This window comes from Paenibacillus lautus, from assembly GCF_050482385.1.
In the GTDB taxonomy this organism is placed as follows: domain Bacteria; phylum Bacillota; class Bacilli; order Paenibacillales; family Paenibacillaceae; genus Paenibacillus_AQ; species Paenibacillus_AQ lautus_B.
In genome coordinates, this window is sequence record NZ_JBCNHV010000010.1 from 190,558 (window position 1) to 214,934 (window position 24,377).

The 24,377-nt window shown below is 49.7% G+C and carries 18 protein-coding genes and 1 other annotated feature (1 of these 19 running past the window's edge); of the genes, 2 read left to right on the top strand and 16 right to left on the bottom strand.

Annotation, left to right across the window (positions count from 1 at the left end; translation table 11 throughout):
- Positions 1-197, bottom strand: a binding site (T-box leader); it reaches 60 nt to the left of the window's first position.
- Between the two features lie 126 nt (positions 198-323).
- The 12 genes from yidD to adhE all read right to left on the bottom strand — a co-directional run bounded on the left by yidD (position 324) and on the right by adhE (position 17,873).
- Entirely contained in the window at positions 324-581 is a 258-nt protein-coding gene (gene yidD, locus ABEW73_RS11950) for a membrane protein insertion efficiency factor YidD (protein WP_430170712.1), read from the bottom strand.
- On the bottom strand, positions 578-1,048 hold the full coding sequence (locus ABEW73_RS11955; protein WP_430170714.1) for a Fur family transcriptional regulator: 471 nt from the start codon (positions 1,046-1,048) through the stop codon (positions 578-580). The genes yidD and ABEW73_RS11955 overlap by 4 nt, the downstream gene beginning before the upstream one ends.
- A 231-nt stretch (positions 1,049-1,279) precedes the next feature.
- Positions 1,280-4,009 (bottom strand): copper amine oxidase N-terminal domain-containing protein, encoded by a 2,730-nt coding sequence (locus tag ABEW73_RS11960; protein WP_430170716.1) that lies wholly within the window; start codon positions 4,007-4,009, stop codon positions 1,280-1,282.
- A gap of 155 nt (positions 4,010-4,164) precedes the next feature.
- Positions 4,165-5,805 (bottom strand): beta-N-acetylhexosaminidase, encoded by a 1,641-nt coding sequence (gene nagZ / locus ABEW73_RS11965; RefSeq protein ID WP_430171250.1) that lies wholly within the window; start codon positions 5,803-5,805, stop codon positions 4,165-4,167.
- A gap of 99 nt (positions 5,806-5,904) precedes the next feature.
- Entirely contained in the window at positions 5,905-6,690 is a 786-nt protein-coding gene (locus tag ABEW73_RS11970; RefSeq protein WP_430170717.1) for a response regulator transcription factor, read from the bottom strand.
- Positions 6,668-8,524, bottom strand: coding sequence for a cache domain-containing sensor histidine kinase (locus ABEW73_RS11975; RefSeq protein ID WP_430170719.1), 1,857 nt, complete (start codon positions 8,522-8,524; stop codon positions 6,668-6,670). Before ABEW73_RS11975 ends, ABEW73_RS11970 begins: the two co-directional genes overlap by 23 nt.
- 22 nt (positions 8,525-8,546) lie before the next feature.
- The gene (locus tag ABEW73_RS11980; protein ID WP_213645192.1) at positions 8,547-9,374 is read right to left on the bottom strand and encodes a carbohydrate ABC transporter permease; all 828 of its coding nucleotides are present in this window, start codon (positions 9,372-9,374) and stop codon (positions 8,547-8,549) included.
- Positions 9,374-10,258, bottom strand: coding sequence for a carbohydrate ABC transporter permease (locus ABEW73_RS11985; protein ID WP_430170721.1), 885 nt, complete (start codon positions 10,256-10,258; stop codon positions 9,374-9,376). Before ABEW73_RS11985 ends, ABEW73_RS11980 begins: the two co-directional genes overlap by 1 nt.
- A gap of 92 nt (positions 10,259-10,350) precedes the next feature.
- Positions 10,351-11,706 carry an ABC transporter substrate-binding protein gene (locus ABEW73_RS11990; protein WP_430170722.1) on the bottom strand — a complete coding sequence of 452 codons (1,356 nt, stop codon included), beginning with the start codon at positions 11,704-11,706 and terminating at the stop codon, positions 10,351-10,353.
- 203 nt (positions 11,707-11,909) lie between these two features.
- A complete protein-coding gene (gene pflA / locus ABEW73_RS11995; RefSeq protein ID WP_430170724.1) occupies positions 11,910-12,653 on the bottom strand; it encodes a pyruvate formate-lyase-activating protein in 744 nt (247 codons plus the stop codon).
- Positions 12,654-12,696: 43 nt separating this feature from the next.
- Positions 12,697-14,943 (bottom strand): formate C-acetyltransferase, encoded by a 2,247-nt coding sequence (gene pflB, locus ABEW73_RS12000; protein ID WP_430170726.1) that lies wholly within the window; start codon positions 14,941-14,943, stop codon positions 12,697-12,699.
- Between the two features lie 320 nt (positions 14,944-15,263).
- Positions 15,264-17,873: a bifunctional acetaldehyde-CoA/alcohol dehydrogenase gene (gene adhE / locus ABEW73_RS12005; protein ID WP_430170728.1), complete on the bottom strand. Its 2,610-nt coding sequence runs from the start codon at positions 17,871-17,873 to the stop codon at positions 15,264-15,266.
- Positions 17,874-18,149: 276 nt separating this feature from the next.
- On the opposite strand from adhE, the gene ABEW73_RS12010 reads away from it, so the two are divergent.
- The gene (locus tag ABEW73_RS12010) at positions 18,150-18,878 is read left to right on the top strand and encodes a Crp/Fnr family transcriptional regulator (RefSeq protein ID WP_098742928.1); all 729 of its coding nucleotides are present in this window, start codon (positions 18,150-18,152) and stop codon (positions 18,876-18,878) included.
- An 89-nt stretch (positions 18,879-18,967) separates the two neighbouring features.
- On the top strand, positions 18,968-19,126 hold the full coding sequence (locus tag ABEW73_RS12015) for an asparagine synthase (RefSeq protein WP_071223816.1): 159 nt from the start codon (positions 18,968-18,970) through the stop codon (positions 19,124-19,126).
- A gap of 303 nt (positions 19,127-19,429) precedes the next feature.
- Here the strand turns inward: ABEW73_RS12015 and ABEW73_RS12020 are convergent, their stop codons facing one another.
- The 4 genes from ABEW73_RS12020 to nirB all read right to left on the bottom strand — a co-directional run bounded on the left by ABEW73_RS12020 (position 19,430) and on the right by nirB (position 24,323).
- Positions 19,430-19,960 carry a dihydrofolate reductase family protein gene (locus ABEW73_RS12020; protein WP_430170729.1) on the bottom strand — a complete coding sequence of 177 codons (531 nt, stop codon included), beginning with the start codon at positions 19,958-19,960 and terminating at the stop codon, positions 19,430-19,432.
- 676 nt (positions 19,961-20,636) lie between these two features.
- On the bottom strand, positions 20,637-21,425 hold the full coding sequence (locus ABEW73_RS12025) for a formate/nitrite transporter family protein (protein ID WP_430170731.1): 789 nt from the start codon (positions 21,423-21,425) through the stop codon (positions 20,637-20,639).
- Between the two features lie 47 nt (positions 21,426-21,472).
- Positions 21,473-21,790: a nitrite reductase small subunit NirD gene (gene nirD / locus ABEW73_RS12030; protein WP_430170733.1), complete on the bottom strand. Its 318-nt coding sequence runs from the start codon at positions 21,788-21,790 to the stop codon at positions 21,473-21,475.
- Positions 21,791-21,884: 94 nt separating this feature from the next.
- Positions 21,885-24,323: a nitrite reductase large subunit NirB gene (nirB, locus tag ABEW73_RS12035; RefSeq protein ID WP_430170734.1), complete on the bottom strand. Its 2,439-nt coding sequence runs from the start codon at positions 24,321-24,323 to the stop codon at positions 21,885-21,887.
- Positions 24,324-24,377: the final 54 nt, after the last annotated feature.

The window sequence follows — 24,377 nt, forward strand, 5'->3', positions numbered from 1 at the left end:
CAGGCTCATCTGCCGTCATCCGGCCGTCCATTAACGCTGGCTCACGCCGCTTCTTTACAGCAGCATCCAATCGGACTGCAGCGCTCAGAAGCGGATCCTCCAAGACCATTTTCCGAAATTCGCCAAGACCGGTTTCCAGCTGCTCCGGCTCTCTGTTCAAGGCAAGCTTTTCGTACTTATCTCTTCCTCGGATATACCTATAATTTATTACATTTTAATCAAACGGGCTGCGGTGTGTCAAGGAGGGTCGCGTTCCGTGGGATTGCTATGTCCAAAGACAGCATGCAATTCCGCTTCGTATCGGTTAGGATACCCAAAAAACGCTATTTCTCTGGCAAGGAAGACGACACCTTATCCTTGCGCGGCGGAACCATGTCAATGCCGCCAGGATGAAACGGATGGCATCTTGCTATTCGCTTGGCCGCCAGCCAGGAGCCCTTCAGCGCGCCGTGTACCTCAATCGCTTCCAGTGCATAGGCCGAGCAGGTTGGGTAGAATCGGCAAGTCGCCGGTTTCAACGGAGAAATGAATTTCCGATAGAAGTGTATCGGCACCTTCACTACCCTACGTGCCGTGCTCATACCCGGCTGTCCCGCTTTCCTCCACTGGCTGGTGAAGTTTCCTTATCGGTATTGTCCTTGTTGCAGTCCCCGCAGTATCCGAACACTTCGAATTTATGCTGAACCACCTGGAAATCATCCGGTGCGTCAGTCAGCTGCATCGGGCAAAACGTAATCGGGTACGTCTTCTGGCACTGCAAGCAGATCATGTGATGATGGTGATGTTCTTCGCTGCAGCGTCCTCGAAACTTGATGCCTTCCTCGAACACTACCTGCTCCAATACACCAAGCTCGTACAATACCCGAAGATTCCGGTACACTGTATCAAAGCTCAAACCGCTGTACTTCTGGCCCATATATTCGTATACATCCTTGGCCGTCAAATATCCAGGATGTTCCCCAAACAATTTGGCAAGCGTCTTGCGCTGATCTGTAATGCGCAGCCCATGTTCCGACATGGCGTCGATGATCTGTTCCGTCGTAAGCATACGGAGGTAGCCTCCTCTACTTGAAGATACTCTCTCCTTATAATGCCTGAAAAATAAGACAGCGTCAATGAAAGCGGTTGTGGATAGACTAACCCTCTGCAAGGTACTGCGCCGGCCGGAACGCGAAACGCTTGGCATTTGACGAGATCCCTTGGCAAGAGCCAACAAAAAGGACAGCCCTAACCATATGCTGGCTGTAAGGCTGTCCCTTTGTTATGAATAAATAATGGATTAGTTCTTCACTTGCGGAAGCGGCTGAAGCAGGATGTTGATTGGCAAACTGCTTCCCGGTGCCGCCGTAAACAGGATTTCCACGGCCTGCTCGTAATTCCCCGTACGGTAGAGAACGGCAGCTTCATTCGGTGCAGATATAGCACCTCCGCTTGTATTCGGCGTCTGAATAATAGTTCCGTTCACCATCATCGCCCCCATGTACTTGCCTCCACGCGGATTCAGCGTGATCAGCGTATTGGGCGCTACGCGGTGCAGCTTGATTTTGTACAGTACACCGAAGTTCCCGGCATTGGATTGATAGGAACCGTTAATGCCGTCATACCCTTCCAGATTCGGATCGTTTGTCTTGTCACCGAGCGCGAGACGGGTAGGCGTGCTGCCAACTAGATCATAGGATTCGATGATCCGTGTCGAGTCCGGGTACGTTCCCCGGTTATGAACACCATCACTTGGATGGAGCTTCAGGTAAGGAAGCTTTTGAATCGGATCCTTGGCTTCATCAATCATGATGACATCATACCGGATCGGCGAATCCGAATAGAGATCCGCAAACATGGACAGCACCTGCTGATTTCTCAAGGTTTGCGCGCTCAAGTCTTGCAGAATGACCCGGCTTTCCCCAGGCGCTAGCGAGATCGTCTTGAATGAATCAGCTGATTGCATAGACTCGAGGTAGCGCTGAACAGCTGCTTTTCCCGTGGCAGTCGGTATATTAATCGGACCGCCTATTCCCGTATATTCGGTTGTCAGACGCGCCGTCATGGTGTTGATATTAGTGGCGACGACGTACATCTTCATGTTCTTCCCGGTTGCGTTCAAGTGGTGGATCATGAATCGCGTGCTGGCATTACCGACCTCGCGATAGACGATACCCTCTTGATAGACGGTTTCCGGAGAGTTGCTGCGAATCAACAGATAAGGCTCGGAGCTTCTTGTAATCGGCATCAGATTCCATGTCGGCACAGCGGTTCCGTCAAAAGTGTATTTGTCGCCGATGCCCGTAAACAATTGATAGAATTGATCACGCGTATACAATACTTCGCTCGTTACGTTGATAATCTTCTCGTATGAGCTGGTCGCTCCATGTTTATCGGTAACAATCAACAGCACTTTATGCGGACCTGCCGTAAAAAAGGCCGGATCGTTGTTTTCCCACTTATACGTAAGCTCGTCGCCAGGATCGTTGTCATAACTCATATTCATGTACGTTATTTTCTCACCGATCTTATATTCCTGTTTATCCGTTTCGAACATGGCAACAGGCGGCGTATTCGGAGCGGATACTTGAATGCTCAATATATACGGGTCGCTCCACTCCCCGCTGGAATCCTGTACCGAGTAGGAAACCGTATGCACGCCGGGTTCGTCAAAAATCTCTTCCCGGCCTTCCCAATGCTCGTCAACAATAGCCAGGCCCGTCGGCGAATAGGCATTTGTCTTATACGTAACCGTTGTTTGTCCGGCGAGGATCTCACCAGGCTGCACCGTGAAGGAAGCTACGGGCTTTGCGCTCAAGCTAAGGATAACCCGCTTATTCGGCTGGTCCACCCGATAGGTGATGTCCAGCGCCTGCGTAATGCTGGTCAGCGGCACCATGAACGTATTGTTGGACTGGTAAGCCGGTCCCTTCATCGATTTTCTGACCCCGTTCACGGTGTAAACGCTGCTGTTCGTCTTAAAACGAAGCTCATCGTTACCGCGGATAATAATCGTTTCCTTAGTCTTTCCGTCATAGGTCAGCTTCAGGCCGACACGATCAACGAGGGAGCGAATGGCAACATAGGATACGCCGTTCTTAACTGCCATCGGCTGACCTGCCGTATACGCTTTCCCGTTCTGATACATCTTGTTGCTGTTCATCATCAAGATGAGGTCATTGGGCCCGAGATTCGGTATATTCGGAACCTCGCTGCCAGATCCCCCGCCGTTATTTCCGCCTGGCTGTTCACCATTACCGTTGCCGCTGCCCATACCGGATAGATCGAGAATAACCTTCTTCTCGGGCTGGTTCACCTGGTATGGAATTTCAAGCGCTTGCGTGATCGCGGTTAACGGAACCATAAACACATTGTTGCTCTGGTAGGCAGGGCCTTTCATCGAACGTACCTGTCCATTGACTTTATAGTTGCTGCTTCCTGTCGTAAACCGAAGTTCATTACCATCCTTAAGGATGATGGTTTCCTTCGTTTTATTATCGTAAGACAGCTTCAGTCCTGCACGTTCAACCATGGCGCGAATGGCGACATAGGATACCCCTTGCTTCACAGCCATCGGCTGACCCGCTTTGTATTTCTTGCCGTTATGGTACATCACATTGCTGTTCATCATCAGTACAAGTTCATTCGCCGAAACATTGGAAGTACTGACTTCGGGCTCTCCGGATGGGCTGCCCTCTTCGTTCTCTGAAACCTCATTATCGGAAGGATCGTTTTCCGTATCCTCCTGCTGTTCATTGGGTGCAGAAGGTTCGGCATTCGGATCGCTAATCGTACCTTCGACTGAATCAGAAGATGTTTCCTTTGGCGTTGCTGATGTTTCCTCCGCTTGCTGCAAGTCCGTCTGTTGTTCTCCACTCTGCTGGCTTTGTCCTTCCACCGGGGACTGCAGCGCTGATTGGCTATTTAGCGCCGGAGCTGTAATATCCGGTGATTCAGCTGCCGCGGGAAATGCCATGGATACCTGGGCCGCGGCAAGGACTGTAATCATCGAGATTCTCTTGAAATTCATTCTCTACTCCTTTAAAACTCTCAGTATAGTCTGTCTGCCTCTATTGGACATACTATTAGACGCGGACTTTCTCGAAAAGTTGCTCAGAAAAGGCTGGAAAATAGGAAAACCGGAGCATTCCTGGGTAGGAAGACTCCGGTTTGAGCAACCCTTATTTAATTATTGACATAGTCCTGATTACCGCTCCAGCCAAGCGGATACGTCTCGCTGATTCCTACTGGGAGCTTGCCCTCAGGCGTAACCCGTCCTATTAAGACACCCGCGGCTGCATTCATATAATAAGGTGTGTTCTCGTAGCTGCAGAAATATGTCGGAACCGGCGGAAGATCATTGATATCATAGGGATTACGGGTAGCGACGATAACAAGTGCCACATCCTCAAGTTCAACCAGCTTATTCACCAGCTTCTGCTGGCCCGCGGGAAGACGGCTCTCGGAGGTGTACGTAGCTACTATAATCTGTTTATATCCTTCAGCTGCCTTAACGGCTTGCTCTACCTCTTCATCGGACATATCCGTTCCGACACGCAGATCGTCTGCCCGTACCCCGTAACTTCTCAAGGCATCCCCCAAGGTGTAACTCTTGCTCCATGCTTCATCCACCTGGGTTGCCTGAAGCAGCTCAGGCCAGATCACCGCAACAGCCTGCTCCGGCTTAAGAGGGAGCTGCCCTTTGTCTTTCACCAGCGTGATTCCTCTGCCTGCAATTTGAGCCAGCAATTGTTTGGTCTCTTCCGCAACCTCGCCAATCGGGTAGACCGGAAGCTCCTCCGCGAGCTTTGCATTACGCTGCTTAAGCGCCAATATCCGATCTACGGCCTTGTCGATCAGATCTACCGGGAGTCTCCCGCTGCGGACAGCCTCAATGACGGCCGTAATCGCCGCCGTCTGCTCCGATAGATTATGGCTGACCAGTACGCAGTCCGCACCCGCTTCGATCGCGCGTATCGCGCCCTCCGGAATGCCGTACTCTTTGGAGATTGCATGCATCTCAAGGCAGTCCGTTATGATCAGACCTTCAAACCCCATCTCTTCCCTCAGCAAACCCGTCAACACGGCATGAGAGAGCGTTGCCGGCAGATCACTCGGCTCTATCGCCGGGAAACTGACGTGAGCCGTCATGATGGCGTCCACGCCGTTCTGAATCGCTTGCGCGAACGGATACAATTCCACGCTGCGGAGCCGTTCCAAATCATGCGGCACAGAAGCCCGCCCGAGATGAGAATCGACGCTGGTGTCGCCATGGCCCGGGAAGTGTTTGGCCGTAGCGGATACGCCTTCTTCTTGATATCCCTTTATCGCCGCGATCCCAAGAGCGGCAACAGCTTGGGGATCTTCGCCGAAAGAGCGCACGCCGATGACCGGATTACGAGGATTGTTGTTCACGTCGAGACAAGGAGCGAAATTCATGTTTACACCGAGTGAACGCAATTCGCGCGCCCCGATTTGCGCTACCCTGTACGAATCCTCCGCGCTGCCCGCTGCACCAAGCGCCATATTCCCCGGAATGCGGCTGATGCCTTCATGATCAATTCGTGCAACCATACCGCCCTCCTGATCAATCGAAATCAGAAGCGGGAACTTCTGGCTGTCCGATGCGAGCTGCTGCAAGGACTCCGACAGTTCGGCAAGCTGAGGCAGCGTTTTCACATTCCGGCGAAAATAGCACATACCCCCGACCTGATATTGTTCAATCAGTATTTTGGCATGCTCATTCGGCGTCAGCGCGTTGAAGCCGCATATAAACATTTGTCCTACCTTTTGTCCTAACGATAAGTCTGCTGCCGTCCATTTCATTGATTTCATACCTACCTTCTATCAATTTAAAGGATTTTGCAAGCCAGGCGGGATTCATCTCGTGATGACTTTAGCAGCCTGCATGGGTCCTATCAAAACCTATACCGTTGCCTCCCCGGACATTTCCCGGAATTCGGATGGCGTCATGCCCGTAGCCTTCTGAAAAACCTTGGTAAAATACCGCCGCTCATGATAACCGACAAAGGAGCCGATCTGTGCGATATTCTTATCGCTGTTCACCAGCAGGAACTTGGCTGCCTCCATCCGCTGTCTCGTCAAGTACTCCACAAAGGTGAGTCCGACATGGTTCTTAAACAATAAACAGAAGTAGCTGGAGCTGATGCTCAGATGCTCCGAAAGCTCCTCAATCCCCAAATCCTGCCCCATATGGGTATTGATATACTCCAGAGCAGACGTTACCAATTGTTCCGGCGTTTTCTTTACAGCTTCGGGATTCGGAGCCTCATCAATAAGCGAAACGGTGCTGTAATACTTCTCTTTCGCCCTCTTCTTGCGGATTTCCTCCCCGATATCACGAATCTTCATCTCCAGTTCCCCGTAATGAATCGGCTTGCTGATGTAGTCTTTGACGCCCAGCTTAATTGCTTCCCGGGCATATTCAAACTCCTGATATCCCGTCAGCAAAAAGATTTCCGCCCGGCTTCCTTTCTCCCGAATCTTCGTAATAAAGGTCAGTCCGTCCATGACGGGCATCCGGATATCACATAGAATCAGATCCGGGTTGTACTGATCCGCTACTTCAAGTGCTTCCATCCCGCTCCGGGCAAGTCCGACAACCTTCATGCCCATCTCTTCCCAAGGCAGAACCTTGCTGAGATTGTTCAGGATGGGAGCCTCATCATCAACTAATAATGCCTTCAACATGCTGCCCTTCCCCCCTGTCATAATTGGGTATGACGCATTGTATAACGGTGCCGCCGGGGCGGCTTGAGCATATGAACAGACCGTAATAATCCCCGTACTGAATTCTAAGCCGGTCAGCCACGCTCCGCAGCCCAAGTCCCCGTCGTTCCTGGTTCACTTTGAGATTCTGCAACGTCGTCTGTTCGGATCCGTTATCCTCGGACACCATATATTCAAACATGGACAACTGATCAGCAGTCATGCCGAGTCCGTTATCCTCGACCCGAATCATGACATTCCCGAGTTCCTTCCATGCAGAGATGCGTATCCAGCCCGTATAAGAAATACCTTCAAAGCCATGCTGTATGCTGTTCTCAACCAGCGGCTGCAGCGTCAGCTTCAGGATACGGCTGTGCATAAGCTCTTTCGGCACGTCAATCTCGTATTCGAACAGGTCCTCAAACCGAAACTTCTGGATTTCAAGATAACTCTGCAAGTGCTTGATTTCTTCATCCAGCGTAATTTCTTCCTTCTCCTGTATACTGATTCGCAAGATGCTGGCAAGCCGGTAAACCATCTCACTGACCTTGCGTCCTTCATTCTGGACAGCGAGAACATTGATTGATTCCAAGGTGTTAAAGAGGAAGTGCGGCTTGATCTGCGCTTGCAGCACACGCATCTCCGCGTTGGTCTTCTGCCTCTGTTCCTTTTTGATCTGCGCAAACAGATTGTTGATCCGGTTCATCAAGTTGTTGAACCCTTTCGACAGCAGCAGCAGCTCATCCTCTCCCTTCTCTTCAACTCTCGCGTTCAAATCCCCATCTTCCACACGGCGCATAAACCGCACGATAACAGCGATCGTCCCGGTAATCCGATTCATGAAGAGACGATTGAACACAATCGCGGTAACCAGACAGAGGCCCATAATGACGAAGAACCACTTGGCAAAGGAAGTAACCTCTTGCGATAGCGAGTTCCAGTCGGTCACCGAGACGAGATTCCAGCCGTAATCATTCAGATGATAGATGGAAACAATATTCTCTTTGCCGTTAAACTTGGCTTTAAAACTTTGGTAGCCTTGCTTAAACTCAACGTCACGCTTCATATATTGACTGATATTTTGACCATCCATATCGTTATTGGGGTCAAATAGAATGAAGCCTTCATTGTTGACCAACATAAACGATGTGTTCTGCAGATTGTTAGGGAGTGTCAAGTTGCGGAAAATCTCTTCAAACTCCCACCTCTTGATCTGGACGACAAGAATGCCCAGCTTGCGGAGTGTCGTGACATCCTTAATCAGTCGGATCTGGGTGAATACCGGATCCGCTCCCGTCAACTCCGGAAATTCGTGCGGAGCCAGCCATTTGGGAATTCCGTTAAGCCGAACCACCTCTTCGTGTAAGGGACTATTCTTAAACTTTTCATAAGGCAGCGTTCTGAAATCCTCTTTACTGAAAATAGGAATCGATGGCGACTCTTTATTAAAATGATATAAAAACGCATAGCTGATCGCTGGATGATTATATAGAAGATTCCGAAAGCTTCGCTGTCTGTCGTTCAATTTCAGCTGGTCCGCATTGGATTCCTTAATCAGGTTCTGCGCATCGGGATCCTTGGCGTTCAGCGCCATGGCGAAGACGGAGGTGGCAATCCCGTTATCCGTAACGTACTCCATCTCCTTAAACACGTTCAGAATGCTGTAGCTGATTGCTTTAAGCGAATATTCGGCTTGCTGGCTGTACTTTTTCTCAATCGAATTGTAGGTAATAAAGAATGTAAATAGGCCCAGCACAAATAACGGAATAATAATGAGCCCCAAAAAGGCCGTGAATAGTTTGTTCCGCAAATTCATACGCATGCTCCTGCTCCTAGTATTACCCCTTGACGCTTCCTGCGGTGACGCCTTCAATGATCTTCTCTTGCAGAACGGCATAAATGATAAGGACCGGCAGCACGCTGAATATGATGCCCGCAGACATTTGTGCGTAGTTCATATTGTAGGCGTCCCTGAAACCGACCATGCCGACAGGCAGCGTTCTCAGTTCATCATTCGATAGGAAGTAGTTAGCAAGCAAGAATTCGTTCCAGTTACCCAGGAAATTGATAATAAATACGGTAACGATAGCCGGAACGGTCAGAGGTAAGATAATTCTAGCAAACAACCCTCCGGACCTCAATCCATCAATAACCGCAGCCTCCTCGATTTCACCGGGCAGTGACCGCATGAAGGCAGCCAGTATAATAACCGAGAACGGGATGGCATTGGCAACATACGGTAGAATCAGGGCCATATGCGTGTTCAAAATATCCAACTGCCTCATTATGCCATATATCGGCAGCATGAGAGAGTTATTCGGAATCAGCATGCCTATCAAAATACATTGAAAGACGATGGCGCTAATCCGGTTATATCTCATCCGCGTCACGGCAAAGGCCAGCATCGCTGCAAACAGAATCGACAAGCAGGCCGACAGCACGCCGATGTATAAGCTGTTCCAGAAATACGTGCTAATCTTGGCGTTCACCCATGCGTTCACATAGTTATCAAATACCAGCGTGCTCGGCAAACCAAAAGGGTTCGTTGCAATGGACTGGTTATCCACCTTCACGGAAGAGAACAGGACGAACAGGAAAGGATATAGTATGACGAGCAAGTAAGCCATCAGAAAAATGTGCGGGATCAGTTTCTTTATTGCTCTCATCAGTATTCAATCCTTTCGTTGCGTCTTGCGACCAGCACCTGGTAGAGCACCGTTACGATAATCGTGAAGAGGAAGATCAGCACCGCGATCGAGTTGCCAAAGCCATGCTTGAAGCTCGTAATCGCATATCGAATCATATATGTCGCCATAACGTCGGTTGAGCCGGCCGGCCCGCCCTTGGTCATAACCAGAATAATGTCCGCCGCTTTCATGGCTCCCGCGATCGAAAGCATGATCACAACAGAGATAATTGGCATAATTAATGGAAGCGTGATTTTGGTCGCTCTTTGGACCCCTGTCGCGCCATCAATTGCCGCCGCCTCATCCAGCTCTTTGGGTATGGATAGAATTGCGGCAAGCACCATCACGATGTAAAAGCCGGTCCATTGCCACGCATTCGTGATCAGGATGGCAATCATGGCCCATTTGCTATCCGATAACCAGTAGATGGGTTCAATTCCAATCAGCCCTAAAATCTCATTCATCAGACCAAAGTCCGGGTTGTAAATGAATCCCCATAAAATGCCGATGACAGCCGTCGACATGATGGATGGTGCAAAAACCGCCGTTTTGTAAAGCCCCTTCAAACGTTTCACATTTGCGATTAACAGGGAGAAAAATACGATCGTCGGAACCTGGATCAAACAGGAAAAGAGAATGAAATAAACGTTGTTCCTGACAGCCTTCCAAAAAGCATCATCATTCAAAGCTGTCACATAGTTATCGAGCCCAATGTACTTCACATCTTTGGAGATGCCGTTCCAGCTCGTAAAGCTGTTGTCAAATGCAGTAAAGATCGGATATATGAAAAAAGCCAGAAACAATAAGAATGCCGGCAGCACAAAAACGATGTAAATCAGAGGATTTCTCAGCGCTTTGTTCATGGTAACCTCCGTATTTATGTCTGATGTTGTTTAGGCAAAAGGGCACCCCCATGTACCGTTAGCGGGTGGCGCCCTTTCGTCTAGAATTTTAGCTATTCCTCTGAAGCATTAGCCGCTTCTTGCGCTGCTTGCACATTCTCCAGCATCTTCTCGGCATCGAGCTCGCCGCCAATGACCTGCTGAATGCCCATGCTCAGTGCAGTGTTCACGTCGGCTTGAACAAGGCCATCGAAGGCAGGGAAAGACTTGCTGATCTCACTGACGCCTTTGAAAATGTCCTGCATAAGCGGATCATCCGAAGTGGAGTTCATGGTTGCCAGCTCCATCTTCATTGCCGGCAGTACACCGTCTTCTTTCAAACCGCGAAGCTGCATTTCATCTGTCCACATATTTTTAATGAATTCTTTAACCGCTTGAAGTTTACGAGGATCTTCTGCTACCGCTGCCGAGAATCCATATCCGTTGTTTGCGTCCTGCATAACGATGACAGGGTCGCCCTCATTAACCGGAGGCAGGTTGAAGTATCCGACCTTATTTACCAAATCACCTGCTTGAGCCGGATCTCTAAATACGGAGTTTGCCCACGATCCGTCCATCATCATGATGGCTTCGCCAGTGATCATTTGGTTTCTCATGTCCGCATATTCGAAGCCGAGCTCGCCTTTTTTGAAGTATCCCTTCTCAACCCATTCCTGGTGCTTCTTCACACCTTCCACGACTTTTGGATCGGTCCATTTGGTTTCCCCGGTTTTGAAGCCGTAAGTAACCTCTGGCCCAGCGTAATAGCTCCACAGATTGTTCGTGGTCATGAGCGGAATCCAAGCATCCTTGGAGGATTGGGCAAAAGGAATCTTCCCGTCGGCTTTGATCGTTTCGGCAATTTGCTCCAATTCAGCCAATGTTTTAGGAACATTCAAACCTTTTTGGGTGAAGTAATCCTTGTTATAGAAAATACCCTCAATGGAAATGCCAATCGGCAATCCGTAGATCTTGCCGTCATGTGTAAATGGATCCAGCGTTGAAAATTTATCTTTAATGCCTAACTCTTCCAAAATCGGGGTCAAATCAAGCATCAAGCCTTCTTTGGAATATACGCCTGCATCCGGGCTGCCGAACACATCGAATACTTCCGGCGGCTTACCGGCTGCCATCTCGCCTCTCAGTTTCTCTTTCCGGTTCACTTCAGAGTCTACAGCGTCCAGCTTGATTTTAAGCCCGGGCACCGCTGCTTCGGTTTTACTAACAACATCGTTCAGCATTGCCAGACGAAACTTCTTGGATTCACCTACTTGCGTATGGCGAATGGTGATTTCAAACGGCTCATTGCTGGCCGTTCCTTCCGAACCCCCTGCCGGTTTTTCTGCTGCCTTATTGCCGCCGCATCCAGATAGAAGTGCAGATGAGACGAACAGAAGTGACATTAATAATGCCAGACCCTTTTTCTTCATTGTCTTTGACCCTCCCGAAGTGTTTGTTTATTTGATAGGCGTTTTCCTTACATCTTCATTATAGAAAGCGATTCCATTTTTCGATAGGCCGATATTTTTCTTGCCAAGGGATAAAATCTTCTACAAAAAACAACAACCTTTCCATATGGGGAAAGGTTGTTGTCAGTAATCGTAACGCATATATGAAATTAATTAGAAATCTATTAGCTCTGGACAGTCTGTTTACTCTCGGGTATCTCGCCAATCAACCGGTAAGCGCGCGCCACTTCCTCCTCAGACGGTGAAGGTACGCCCTCTAATGGATAAGCCATGCCGAGCTCCTTCCATTTGTATACGCCCATCTGATGGTAAGGCAAGATTTCGAATTTCTCGACGCCGTGCAGCGTCCGAATAAATTGACCGAGTGCAATCAAGTCTTCTTCGCCGTCATGGATGCCCGGCACATAGACGTGGCGGACCCACATGTTCCGATCATGGTCAGACAGCCAGCGGGCTGTCTTCAACGTCCTTTCGTTCGACTTCCCGGTGAGCTTGATATGCTTCTCGTCGTTGATATGCTTCAGATCAAGCAGCACCAAGTCGGTAAACTCCAGCAATTCCGAGATTTTCTCCGGTTCATTATAACCGTTGCTGTCCAGCGTCGTGTGCAAATTCCAGCGGCGCTTCACTTCCTTGAACAGCTCCGTGACAAAGGGATACTGCAATGTCGGCTCACCGCCGGAGACGGTTAACCCGCCGCCCGATGAACGATAGTAGCTCAGATAAGGTTCAATCTCAGCCAGCACGTCCTCCACCGTCATCTCGCGTCCTTCATGCAGTCCCCAGGTATCCGGATTATGGCAGTATTGACACTTCAAGAGACAGCCCTGCATGAAGAGCACAAAGCGGATACCCGGACCGTCCACCGTTCCGAACGTTTCTATGGAGTGTACATGACCTTTTAGCATGGTGCGTCATCCTTTCTGTATCCGCTAGGGTTGTCTTTCATCCTTACATCGATCCGTGGAACGTACGGTTGATGACATCGAGCTGCTGCTCACGCGTCAGTTTGACGAAGTTAACTGCATAACCGGATACCCGAATCGTTAACTGCGGATAATTCTCCGGATGCTCCATCGCATCGATCAGCTGCTCCCGGTCAAATACGTTGACGTTCAGATGGTGTGCCTTGCTGCCAAAATAACCGTCCAGCATCGCAACCAGATTGTTCACACGGATATCACTTTCTTTACCAAGGGCTTTCGGCACGATCGAGAACGTGTTCGAGATGCCGTCAAGACTATCCTCATAAGGCAGCTTGGCCACGGAAGTCAGCGAAGCGAGAGCTCCCTTCTTATCGCGTCCGTGCATCGGATTTGCGCCCGGTGCAAACGGCTCGCCTGCCTTACGTCCATCTGGCGTGGTTCCTGTTTTCTTGCCGTATACGACGTTCGACGTAATCGTGAGCACCGATTGGGTCGGCATTGCGTCACGGTAAGCCTTGTTCATGCGAATCATGCTCATGAAGGTCTCGACCAGTTCAACGGCGATGCCATCCACGCGATCATCGTTGTTGCCGTAGCAAGGGAACTCGCCTTCGATTTCAAAATCCACCGCAATTCCTTGCTCATTACGTACCGGCTTCACCTTCGCATATTTAATTGCACTCAGTGAATCCGCCGCTACGGACAGGCCTGCGATGCCGCATGCCATCGTGCGCAGGATATCCCGGTCGTGAAGCGCCATCTCAATCCGTTCATAGCTGTATTTGTCATGCATGTAATGGATAACGTTAAGTGTATTCATATAGAGCTTCGCGAGCCATTCCATCATCGGCTTGAATCGCTTCATGACTTCATCATAACTCAGGACCTCGGCGTTGATAGCCGGATATTCCGGTCCAACCTGGGCACCTGATTTCTCATCCTTACCACCGTTGATCGCATAGAGCAGCGCTTTGGCAAGGTTTGCTCTGGCTCCAAAGAACTGCATCTGTTTCCCGATGCGCATGGCTGATACGCAGCAGGCGATGCCATAATCGTCTCCATAGATCGGGCGCATGAGATCATCATTCTCGTATTGAATCGAGCTGGTTTCGATGGAAACTTTCGAACAATATTTTTTGAAGGCTTCCGGCAGCTTCTCCGACCATAACACCGTCAAGTTCGGTTCTGGAGCAGGTCCCAAATTATACAAGGTATGCAGGAAACGGAAGCTGTTCTTGGTCACTCTCGTCTCACCGTTTACCGACATGCCGCCGATGGATTCCGTCACCCACGTTGGATCCCCGCTGAACAGCTCGTTATAATCCGGCGTACGCAGGAATTTCACGATCCGCAGTTTCATAACGAAATGGTCGACCAGTTCCTGAGCCGTTTCTTCCGTCAGCTTGCCTTCAGCCAGATCCCGTTGAATATAAATATCAAGGAAAGAAGATACCCGGCCAAGCGACATCGCAGCACCGTTCTGCTCCTTGATCGCGGCCAAATAACCGAAATACAACCATTGGAATGCTTCCTTCGCCGTATTCGCAGGCTTGGAAATGTCAAAACCGTGCATACCCGCCATTTCCTTCAGTTCCTTGAGTGCCCGCATTTGTTCAGACAATTCTTCCCGCAAGCGGATAACCGGCTCATCCATGGCATCCACTTCAAGCTCGCCGAGTTCTCTCAATTTGTCCTGAATAAGAGCATCTACACCGTATAGCGATATTCTGCGATAGTCACCAATGATACGTCCGCGACCGTACGCATCGGGAAGTCCCGTAATAATCCCGGCCTTGCGCGCTGCTCTCATCTCAGGAGTATAGGCATCAAACACGCCTTGGTTATGCGTTTTGCGTATGCCGTTAAAGATATCTACAACGGCCTGCGGCATTTCAAAGCCGTATGCGTTGCACGCATCAATCATCATCCGGATCCCGCCAAAAGGCTGGATCGAGCGCTTGAACGGCTCATCTGTCTGAACACCGACAATTTGTTCTTTATCCTTATCCAAATAGCCAGGTTGATGGGAGGTGATGGTTGAAGGTGTATGGACATCCACGTCCAGAACCCCGCCGTTGTCCCGTTCTCTCTTGGTTAAATCCGATACGATATCCCACAGTGCTTTGGTGTTATCCGTGGGTCCTGCTAAAAATTCATCAGAGCCATAATAGGGAGTAATGTTCTCTGCAATAAAATCATTAACGTCAATGTGCTTGGTCCATTTACCTGATTTAAAACCTTTCCAGCCTGTTTCTTTTTCAATCACCGACATATTGAATCCCTCCTAGATTTGCTGGGGCTTGCAAGGACAGGCGAGACCACACCTTGATCTATCTCAGATCTTTAAATGTGATTATTTTCACGATCAATGGTGCCACTACCCCGCCTTGTACCTTCAAGCTTCTTTATCAAAGACCTGAGATTCAGCTTCTTGCTACACCTTTATTGTAGTCCTGTTGATCCCTTGCATCTGTGATATTAATCACAAAGTTATCTTTTCCCGTGATTTTTATCACTTTGAGTCTGGTTTTGCATCACTTACCTCAACATCCTCACGGATCTTCATGATTGGCATTCAGAGCTATCCTCTATCTAGAACCGACCGTAGAATGCGTTGCGGTAAACTTCTGCGAGCTCTGTCACCAGCGGCAGCTTCGGATTGCTCGTTGTGCACTGGTCTTCAAAAGCCCGGTCCGCCAAATGCTCGACATTCTTCTCGAAATCTTTAGGATCGATGCCAAGCTGCTGGAACGACTCCTCGATACCGAGCTTGCTGTTCAGCTCCCGGATCGCGCCAATCAGACTGTTGACGCCTTCTTCCGTTGTTCTTGCGGGCAGCCCGAGAATCCGTGCGATTTCAGCATATCTCTCATCTGCCACAAAGTGGGTGTATTTAGGCCATGCCGCGAATTTAGTTGGCTTCTTGGCGTTGTAACGGATGACGTGAGGCATCAGGATCGCATTGGTGCGTCCATGTGCCGTATGATACTGGCCGCCCCACTTATGCGCAAGACTGTGGTTGATGCCAAGGAACGCATTCGCAAAAGCCATGCCGGCAAGCGTCGAAGCATTATGCATTTTCTCGCGGGCGAGTTTGTCACCGGTCAGCGCCGACTGCTCAAGATATTGGAACACCAGCTGTATGGCCTTAATGGCAAGCCCATCCGTATAATCGCTGGCCATCACCGATACGTAGGCTTCAATGGCATGTGTCAGAACGTCCATACCGGTATCGGCTACCGCTGTTTTAGGCAGCGTGTATACAAATTCCGGATCGATAATCGCCACATCCGGTGTCAGCTCATAGTCAGCCAGCGGGTACTTGGTATTCCCCAGCCCTTTGTCCGTGATGACGGCAAACGAAGTCACTTCCGAGCCGGTTCCCGACGTTGTTGGAATGGCAACGAATTTCGCCTTCCGTCCAAGCTTCGGATATTTATAGACCCGCTTGCGGATATCCATAAATTTTTGCTTCAGATTGTTAAAGTCCGTATCCGGGTATTCATAGAACAGCCACATCGCTTTCGCTGCATCCATTGGCGATCCGCCGCCGAGGGCGATAATGCAATCCGGCTGGAACCTAGCAAGCATCTCCGTTCCACGTTCTACTGTCGTTGTTGAAGGATCCGGCTCGACCTCCGAGAAGACCTCGATGGCCACTGGCACTCTGCGCTGACGCAGATAATGCTCTACCCGCTCCACATAGCCCAGCTTCACCATCATGGGGTCGGTAACGATCGCGACACGGGTGATTTCCGGCATTTTCGCAAGATACTGCGTGGAGCCTTTTTCAAAGTAAATTTTGTCCGGTACTTTAAACCACTGCATATTCACGGTTCTGCGGTTCACCCTTTTCACGTTGATTAGATTGACAGCCGTCACGTTCGACGAAGTGGAATTACGTCCATACGAGCCGCACCCCAGCGTCAGCGATGGCAGGTTCGTGTTGTAGATATCCCCGATACCGCCTTGCGAAGAAGGCTGGTTCACCAGGATACGGCAGGTTTTCATCCGATCCGAGAATTTCATAATAATGTCCTCATTGTGCGAGTGGATCACCGACGAGTGGCCCATGCCGCCAAAAGCAACCATCTCTTCAGCGCGTGTTATGCCTTCCTCGGCATCCTTCACCTTATAGCAGGCCAGAACCGGACTCAGTTTCTCGGCGGACAGCGGGTAAGCCGGACCGACCCCTTCCAGCTCGGCGATCAGAATCTTGGTGCTTTCCGGTACCTCGAAACCGCAAGCCTCGGCAATCTTGGCTGCCGGCTTTCCGACAATGGACGGATTAACCGCACATTTCTCCGATACCATCGCATGCGCGGTCAGTTTCGCCAGCTCTTCCTTGTTGACGAAATAACAGCCGCTGGCGATCATTTTTTTCTTCACTGTATGATAGATAGGCTCTTCAATAATGACAGCCTGCTCGGAAGCGCAGATCATGCCGTTATCAAAGGTCTTCGATAAAATCAAATCGTTCACTGCTTGATCCAGGTCCGCACTCTTCTCTATAAAGCAAGGCACGTTACCTGGTCCTACGCCGAGGGCCGGCTTGCCGCAGCTGTATGCCGCCTTGACCATCGCCGAACCGCCCGTGGCCAGAATGCAGGCGACGTCAGGATGATTCATGAGTGCATTGGTTTTATCCATGGAAGGAGCTTCGATCCACTGGATGCAATCGGCAGGAGCACCTTGTTTCACGGCGGCATCCAGCAGTATCAGCGCAGCTTCCCGGCTGCATGCCTGTGCGGATGGATGGAATCCGAAGATGATCGGGTTTCTGGTTTTAATGGAGATCAGCGCCTTGAATATGGTTGTGGAGGTCGGATTGGTTACCGGTGTTATCCCCATGATAATCCCGATCGGCTCTGCTATTTTTTGAAAGCTGTCATAGGCGTTGTCTTCAATAATACCCACCGTTTTGTCGTACTTGATGCTGTTGTGGATATACTCTGTAGCGAACAGGTTCTTGATGATCTTGTCTTCGTACACGCCGCGTCCCGTTTCCTCAACCGCCATCTTCGCCAGTTGCATGTGCTTCTCAAGGCCCGCCATGGCCATCGCCTGTACAATCCCGTCGACCTGCTCCTGATTCAATTCCATAAACTTTTCTTTGGCTCGATTCGCCTTGTCAATCAGCCCTTGAATGTACTCCGATGCTGTTTGTCCTTTAACTTCAACCGTTCCTTTGCTCACAGCCATATCTCTCATCCTCCCATGGTTCATGTTTCTTTCTTGTCTACGCTTTGATCGTAACACAGCCGTTCTCAAATTCATGTGAAATATTTCACAATATAATGATTTATATTTTCTGTGTGATTTATACCTGTCCTCCCCTCCTTCTAAGTGAAAGAGATCACAAAGTTTGAAAATTCGCCACGATTTCACTCTTATTCTCCCCCAAAAGTGAATGTTTTCACGTTATAATGTATTTAAAGATTAAACAGATCAAATTTTAGGATGTTAGGGGATACCAACATGAATACTACTGTAGACCATGTAATGGAAATCGAAAACTTAGGGAACACCCAGTGCTTCTCGGAACAAAACCGCAACCGTCTGCTGGTCAGCATGAAGGAAAGGGTACTCCCTGAAGGATCGCATTTGTTCTGGGAAGGTGACTTCGCCGACAAGCTGTACTACGTTAAACAAGGAAGAATTAAATTAACTAAATCGACTGATGAGGGCAAAGAGCTTATTCTATATATGTACCATCCAGGAGACATGGTCGGGCAAGCCGATCCATTCTTCAGCAACAATCACAGTTTCTCGGCAGAGGTGCTGGAAGATAGCGTTGTCGGTGTCATTGAGCACAAGGATCTGGAGCTGCTGATCTGTCAGCATTGCGACTTTGCCATTGATTTTATGAAGTGGATGGGCATTCACCATCGCATCACCCAGACCAAATTCCGTGATCTCATGATGTACGGTAAGCCCGGTGCTTTAACATCGACACTGATCCGTCTGAGCAACACCTACGGACAGCATCAAGCGGATGATACCATTCTCATCAATAAGAAGATTACCCACACCGATCTATCGAACATGATTGGGGCAACCCGCGAAAGCGTGAACCGGATGCTGAGTGACTTACGCAAAAAAGATGCCATCGAATATGCCGGCGGAATGATTGTCATTAAAGATCTTCCGATGCTGCAGGAAATCTGCCATTGCGAGCTGTGTCCGAACGAAATCTGCCGGATTTAATCGGCCAGCTCCCTGCTGTGCATAATATACAGTCATCTGCTTACAATAAACCTTGTCTTTCCAAACCATAATGTAAGGGAGTGCTCAGCATGCGTGAAGGTTTGATTCCTGCTGTTCTTGGAACTGTGGTTTCTGCTTCGGGTGCCGCTCTGCTTGGCAGCAAGTATAAACTTGCCGCAACCGGTATTCTCGGCTTCGGACTGGCTCATATTGTGCTAGGTGCGATTGACCTGGTGGAACATCGGTAAAGGATTTGGAAGACAAGGTACACACAGCTGTCCTGTTCAGTCATTGAACTGAAGGGACGGCTTTTCTTTTGGTTATGTTTAATTCTAATGTTGATATTTAACCAGAAGAAAACCGCCTCGGTGAAATGGCGGTTTATTAAGCTATCGTTCTCCGTTAGGTCAATCGTCAATTCCATAAATAACTATGTCATTTCGTTATAACTGAACAAATTTTAAAGAATAAGGGATCCTCTGACTGCCGCTACAGCCGGAGAATCCCTATTAAAGTAATGTGCCCTTTAGGCCGCTGGGTCAACCGCACAACTAAGCTGGAACGTAGGTCAACCTGATCACCTTCTCGCCAATTCGATCGCTTGCCACGAGGCGCAGCGGCGGCCGCGGACCGGCGAAGAATGGCTTACCTTGACCCAGCACGACTGGATGGAGATAGAGTCGATACTCATCAACTAGGCCGAGCTCCGTTAGACTATGCGCCAACTCCGGCCCGGCAACTTCAATCTCTCCTTCATGCTGTGCCTTCAGCTCATGTATCGCCGCTGCCAAGTCGCCCTCGATCAGAGAAGCATTCGGCCCGACGGACTTTAACGTCCTCGACACCCCCCACTTCGGCTTGCTTTGCCACGCCGCTGCATATTCCCGTTGCGACGCATCCCATTCCAAAAGGTCTTCGTCCCAATAACGCATGCTCTCGTACATGCGGCGCCCGTATACGCAGCCCGCCAGGCTGCGCACGTCGTCGATGAAATGACGGAATAGCACGGGGTCAGGCATAGATTCTGTGAAGTCGACGAACCCGTCCAGAGACTGGTTCAATGCAAAAACGATCTTTCCCATACGGCTAACTCTCCTCCTTAGTTTTCTTGCACATTTATCATCAAGATTACACGTTCCATATGCAACCTCCTTTATGTCTACATTTTATCGTCCAACAGCATGTCCGGTTTCTCATGGATTGCTAATGTGCACAGTTCTCCATTACACGCTGTCATATCTAAAAAACGGATGCCCCAAAAGATCTTAGATCTTGCGGGGGGCCCGTTCTTACTGTTGGAAGACGCTTCATGTACGAATCGTTCCTCCTCCGCTACGCCGTGCAGATTGCTTACTTTTTTAGACGCAAAGAAACCGTTCTTTGGTAAAATGGAGGTGCGACCCAAACCATTTACGAAAGGAACGGTTTCTTTTGTACATTCAATATACCATGGACCCACTCTACCTGCCAGACGACCGAATCTTTGCGAGTGCCAAACCCGGCGGCGGTCGAGACAGCTACCATCCCAAGATGGCTGATTTGCTCAAGAAGGCGGCCAATGATCAAAACAGAAGCCATCGCGGTGTGAGAATAACATCCTGAGCACCGCCATGGCTTTATTTGACACACTTTATGTTTATGAGCCGTACGTCAAGCAACCAAATCTACTTTTGGGACGACCGCTTCTTTTCGGCTTTCTATCAAGTGAGCAAACCGGCTTACGGAACTGCTCCTTCTCTTCGATGTCGCCTACAAAACCTACTTTTGTTTGCTCCCTTTTCCCGATGAGATAAACCAATAAGCCATCCCTACAAACAATCCGCCGCCAAGGATGTTCCCCAGCGTGACCGGCACCATGTTGCTGATCCATCCGCTGATGGAAATGGTCTCGGGATGCCCCGGTAAAATCGTCGCGAGTGTCAGAAGTGTCATATTAGCTACGCTATGCTCGTACCCTGTTGCAATGAAGGCAAACAGACACCACCATATTAAGATCAGCTTTGTCGTTTCTCCCTTGGCCCGAATTCCCATCCACAAGGCCAGACAGACAAGCCAGTTACACAAGATGCCTCTGAAGAAAAGCTCCATAAACGGATCATTCATTTTCTTGGCGGCAGCCGTGAAGATGAGGTGGTCCGGTGGCAGGCCATTGAACAGGCCGGAAGCATACACCAGATAGCTGAGCAGAATCGCTCCAGCCAGATTGCCGATAAACACGAGTACCCAGTTTTTCAGCGTATCCCCCATCGTCGTTCGTCCGGATAATGTGCTTATCGTAAAAAACATGTGATTTCCGGTAAACAGCTCTGACCCGGCGAATACCACCAACGTGAGCGCGATCCCGAATGCAGCTCCCATGACGAGGGATTGGAAGGGTGAACCGGCAGCTGCGAGCGGCGCCCCCAGCTTAAAGATTAATACAATCCCTATGCCAACATACGCGCCGGCCAGCATAGCCGATACCATATAGCGCAGCAGATTATGATTCATCTGCTCTTTTTTACCGACGGCGGTATTAACAACGGCTTCCACATCTGTTTTAAACATGGGATACCACCCCTTGATTTCGTCTGTTTATAATGCGATTGCTGGCCTTAAACACCCACCTCAACCTTTCCGTCCACGGCGCGAATCGGGTATACACGAACCTGACCCTTATCCGGAGCCTGTACGAGCCCGGTTGAAAGCTCGATTTTCCAATCGTATAACGGATCGTAGATGTAGTGCCCGGAAACGATGGCTTCCGAGAGTGGCCCACCTTTGGGATGAGGGCTTTGATTGTCCAGCGCAAACCATTGATGATCCGAAGTCCGGAAGACGGCAATCTCCCGATCACCAAGTTGGACCACCCTTCCGAGCTGTGACAAAAAATCATTTTCATTCCCTACCGTAATAAATTTTCCGGTTTCCATAACATTCGACCTCCACTTCTCTTTTCTATCCCCATCCATACTGCGAAAAGCTCTCCATGATCAGGCGGCAAGAGGAAGTAGATTCCTCCCTCTTTTATTTGCTGCTGACCGGTTTTGCATCCTCAAATAACGTACTGCGCAGCTTCTCGTCGTTCAGCACTTTCTTCCACGGATCCTCGACTTGCTGCAAGGCAAGCTCGATTCTCTCCACCAGTTCCTTACGCTGCTTGGTATCGTTCAGGATAACCGCTCGGATATGTTCCAGTCCCAAGCGCTCTACCCACTCCGATGTTCTCTCCAGGTACTTGCCGGTTTCACGGTAATACTGCATCAAGGCTCCGACGATTTCGACCAGCTCTTCATCCGTTTTCACTTTGCAGAACGAATCAGCCAGACGTGCCTTCGTTCCGCCGTTGCCTCCAACGAATATTTCCCATCCACCGTCATTGCCTACGATCCCGATGTCTTTCGTGCACGACTCGGCACAGTTTCGCGGACACCCGTTGACTGCCAATTTAAATTTCGCCGGGAAATCCAGTCTTTCGAATTTTTCCTCGAGGAATGCCCCCATGCCCATCGAATCCTGCGTACCGAAACGGCAAAATTGGGAACCTACGCAGGTCTTCACGGTGCGCAGCGATTTGGCATAAGCATAACCCGACGGCATATCCAGCTCTTCCCAAACACTCGGTAGATCTTCCTTCTTAACACCGATGAGGTCCAGACGCTGTCCGCCGGTAACCTTTACGACCTTCACATTATATTTAAGCGATACATCCGCGATTTTCTTCAAGTCCTCCGGTGTGGTAACACCGCCATACATTCTTGGGACGACCGTGTACGTGCCGTCTTTCTGAATGTTGGCGTTCATCCGTTCGTTGACAAAACGGGATTCCCTCTCCTCTTGATGGGTTACCGGGTTCAGCATCGCCAGATAATAATGAATGGCCGGGCGGCATTTCGAGCAGCCTTCCGGATTGCTGAAGTTCAGAACATGCATGACTTCTTTCGTTGTCTTGAGTCCTTTGGCACGGATTTCGGCGACAATCTCGTCCCGATCAAGGGTTGTGCACGGGCATATGCCTTGTTTGCCTGCCGTCTTAAAGCCATCGCCCAATACGCTCTGGAGTATTTGCTCCACGACAGGTTTACAGCCGCCACACGAGCGGGTAGCTCCTGTGCAAGCTTTGATCTCATCCACTGTCGTAAAACCTTGGAGAGTAATGGCATCCACAATGGCTTTTTTGGTTACGCCGTTGCAGCCGCACACGATTTCATCATCGGGCATCTTCTCCAGCGAAAATGCCTTGCCGTTTCCTGTTCCTGCGCTGTCCGTACCCATGATCGAATCGTAAATCTCATCCGTCATGGCTGTCTTTTTCCGAATCATGGATTGAAGGCTTGCCGAATCGCTCACATCTCCGAACAATATCGCCCCAACGATGATATTGTCGCGAATTAATATTTTCTTATAGGTCTTGCGCCAATCATCTTTCGCGGTGATCACCGCGTGCTCGGCTTGCTCCATGAACTCGCCGGCAGAGAATACATCCACACCGCTGATTTTCAACTTGGTCGATACAATGCTTCCCTCGTAAGGCTTGCCTTCCACTCCGCATAAATGCTTCGCCAGTACCTGTCCCTGTTCGAACAACGGTGCAACCAGGCCATAGCATGCGCCCCGATGCTCGCAGCATTCGCCAACCGCATACACATCCGGCCAGGAAGTCTGAAGATAATCATTGACGACGATTCCCCGGTTCACTTCGATCCCGCTCGCTTTAGCGATCTCAGTGTTCGCTCTGATGCCCACTGCCATGACCACCAGGTCGGCATCAAGCTCATCCCCATCCTTGAACCGGAGTCCCGTGACTCTGGTATCTCCCAATATTTCGGTTGTTTGTTTGCCTAATAAGAAGTTGATACCCTGCTGTTCAAGCTCCCTTTTCAGCATGTCGGATGCCATCGAATCCAACTGGCTCTCCATCAAATCCTGCATAAGATGAACCACCGTCACCTCCATGCCCAGGCTGACCAATCCTTTGGCAGCTTCCAGACCCAGAAGTCCCCCGCCAATGACAGCCGCTTTCTTGTACGCCTTTGCGGCTTGAAGCATCTGCGTGCAATCGGCAATGTTTCGGAAACCGATAACGCCTTCTTTGTCACTGCCCGGTACGGGTAAAATAAAGGGCTTCGAGCCCGTTGCTATCATGACTTTGTCATAAGGCACCGTCAATCCGTTGTCGGTGGTAACGACCTTGCGTTCCCCATCGATGGCAGTTACAGTGGCATCTGTGTGCAGAGTGATATGGTTATCTTCGTACCATTTCCAATCATTCAATACAATGTCATCCAATGTTTTGCTGCCTTCCAACACATAAGACAGCATAATGCGGTTATAATTCGGATGAGGCTCCTGTCCAATGACGGTGATGTCAAAATTCCCACCCAATTTAATGATTTGCTCGACCGTACTAATCCCGGCAATCCCGTTGCCAATGACAACTAACTTTTCTCTCTTTATATTGGACATCGATTGATTCCTCCCCAACACGTTTATCTAGATCCTGGTATTCCGTTGCTTTCA

What these genes read in the sequence shown, in the direction of transcription:
- nirB (WP_430170734.1), bottom strand. Translation starts at nt 24,323, where the DNA reads ATGTCCAATATAAAGAGAGAAAAGTTAGTTGTCATTGGCAACGGGATT.
- ABEW73_RS11955 (WP_430170714.1), bottom strand. Translation starts at nt 1,048, where the DNA reads ATGCTTACGACGGAACAGATCATCGACGCCATGTCGGAACATGGGCTG.
- ABEW73_RS11960 (WP_430170716.1), bottom strand. Translation starts at nt 4,009, where the DNA reads ATGAATTTCAAGAGAATCTCGATGATTACAGTCCTTGCCGCGGCCCAG.
- pflB (WP_430170726.1), bottom strand. Translation starts at nt 14,943, where the DNA reads ATGTCGGTGATTGAAAAAGAAACAGGCTGGAAAGGTTTTAAATCAGGT.
- ABEW73_RS12020 (WP_430170729.1), bottom strand. Translation starts at nt 19,960, where the DNA reads ATGGGAAAGATCGTTTTTGCATTGAACCAGTCTCTGGACGGGTTCGTC.
- ABEW73_RS11980 (WP_213645192.1), bottom strand. Translation starts at nt 9,374, where the DNA reads ATGAGAGCAATAAAGAAACTGATCCCGCACATTTTTCTGATGGCTTAC.
- ABEW73_RS12025 (WP_430170731.1), bottom strand. Translation starts at nt 21,425, where the DNA reads ATGTTTAAAACAGATGTGGAAGCCGTTGTTAATACCGCCGTCGGTAAA.
- nagZ (WP_430171250.1), bottom strand. Translation starts at nt 5,805, where the DNA reads ATGAAATGGACGGCAGCAGACTTATCGTTAGGACAAAAGGTAGGACAA.
- yidD (WP_430170712.1), bottom strand. Translation starts at nt 581, where the DNA reads ATGAGCACGGCACGTAGGGTAGTGAAGGTGCCGATACACTTCTATCGG.
- ABEW73_RS11985 (WP_430170721.1), bottom strand. Translation starts at nt 10,258, where the DNA reads ATGAACAAAGCGCTGAGAAATCCTCTGATTTACATCGTTTTTGTGCTG.
- adhE (WP_430170728.1), bottom strand. Translation starts at nt 17,873, where the DNA reads ATGGCTGTGAGCAAAGGAACGGTTGAAGTTAAAGGACAAACAGCATCG.
- ABEW73_RS12010 (WP_098742928.1), top strand. Translation starts at nt 18,150, where the DNA reads ATGAATACTACTGTAGACCATGTAATGGAAATCGAAAACTTAGGGAAC.
- ABEW73_RS11975 (WP_430170719.1), bottom strand. Translation starts at nt 8,524, where the DNA reads ATGAATTTGCGGAACAAACTATTCACGGCCTTTTTGGGGCTCATTATT.
- ABEW73_RS11970 (WP_430170717.1), bottom strand. Translation starts at nt 6,690, where the DNA reads ATGTTGAAGGCATTATTAGTTGATGATGAGGCTCCCATCCTGAACAAT.
- ABEW73_RS11990 (WP_430170722.1), bottom strand. Translation starts at nt 11,706, where the DNA reads ATGAAGAAAAAGGGTCTGGCATTATTAATGTCACTTCTGTTCGTCTCA.
- ABEW73_RS12015 (WP_071223816.1), top strand. Translation starts at nt 18,968, where the DNA reads ATGCGTGAAGGTTTGATTCCTGCTGTTCTTGGAACTGTGGTTTCTGCT.
- pflA (WP_430170724.1), bottom strand. Translation starts at nt 12,653, where the DNA reads ATGCTAAAAGGTCATGTACACTCCATAGAAACGTTCGGAACGGTGGAC.
- nirD (WP_430170733.1), bottom strand. Translation starts at nt 21,790, where the DNA reads ATGGAAACCGGAAAATTTATTACGGTAGGGAATGAAAATGATTTTTTG.